Annotated in this window: 1 protein-coding gene; it reads left to right on the top strand. The window is 62.9% G+C overall.

Annotated features, from left to right (window positions below; translation table 11 throughout):
* The coding region (tuf, locus tag RA24_RS21230; RefSeq protein WP_039152542.1) for an elongation factor Tu at positions 1–1151 on the top strand (1151 nt) is incomplete at both ends.

Genomic DNA, 1151 nt, shown 5'->3' with positions numbered 1-1151 from the left:
ATGGCTAAGGAAAAGTTTGAACGTAATAAACCGCACGTCAACATCGGCACCATCGGCCACGTTGACCACGGCAAGACCACTCTGACCGCGGCTATCACCAAATACTTCGGTGACTTCAAAGCCTACGACCAGATCGACGGCGCCCCGGAAGAAAAAGCCCGCGGCATCACCATCTCGACCGCGCACGTCGAGTATGAGACCGACAACCGCCACTACGCGCACGTCGACTGCCCCGGCCACGCCGACTACGTGAAGAACATGATCACCGGCGCAGCCCAGATGGACGGCGCAATCCTGGTTGTGAACGCAGCTGACGGCCCGATGCCGCAGACCCGCGAGCACATCCTGCTGGGCCGCCAGGTTGGCATCCCGAAGATGGTCGTGTTCATGAACAAGGTTGACCAGGTCGACGACGAAGAGCTGCTGGAGCTGGTGGAAATGGAAATCCGCGAGCTGCTGTCCTCCTACGACTACCCGGGCGACGATATCCCGATCGTTGCAGGCTCCGCTCTGGCGGCGATGGAAGGCAACAAGCCGGAAATCGGCGAAGAGAAAATCAAAGAGCTGATGGCGGCTGTTGACGAGTACATCGACACCCCGGCGCGCGCGGTTGACCAGCCGTTCCTGATGCCGATCGAAGACGTGTTCTCGATCTCCGGCCGCGGCACCGTTGTGACCGGCCGTGTCGAGCGCGGCGTGATCAACGTCGGCGACTCGATCGAGATCGTCGGCATCCGCGACACCACCACCACCACCTGCACCGGTGTGGAAATGTTCCGCAAGCTGCTGGACCGCGGTGAAGCGGGCGACAACATCGGCGCCCTGCTGCGCGGTGTGGACCGTGACGGTGTTGAGCGCGGCCAGGTGCTGTGCAAGCCGGGTTCCGTGACCCCGCACACCAAGTTCGAAGCCGAAGCCTACATCCTGACCAAGGAAGAAGGCGGCCGCCACACCCCGTTCTTCGCGAACTACCGTCCGCAGTTCTACTTCCGCACCACCGACGTGACCGGCACCGTGACCCTGCCGGAAGGCACCGAGATGGTGATGCCGGGCGACAACCTGAAGTTCGGCGTTGAGCTGATCGCACCGATCGCGATGGAAGACGGCCTGCGCTTCGCCATCCGCGAAGGCGGCCGCACCGTCGGCGCCGG

The organism is Leisingera sp. ANG-M6 (assembly GCF_000813905.1).
Classification (GTDB): Bacteria; Pseudomonadota; Alphaproteobacteria; order Rhodobacterales; family Rhodobacteraceae; genus Leisingera.
The sequence above is the reverse complement of the archived record's forward strand: the minus strand, read 5'-3'. Positions and strand labels throughout refer to the sequence as shown.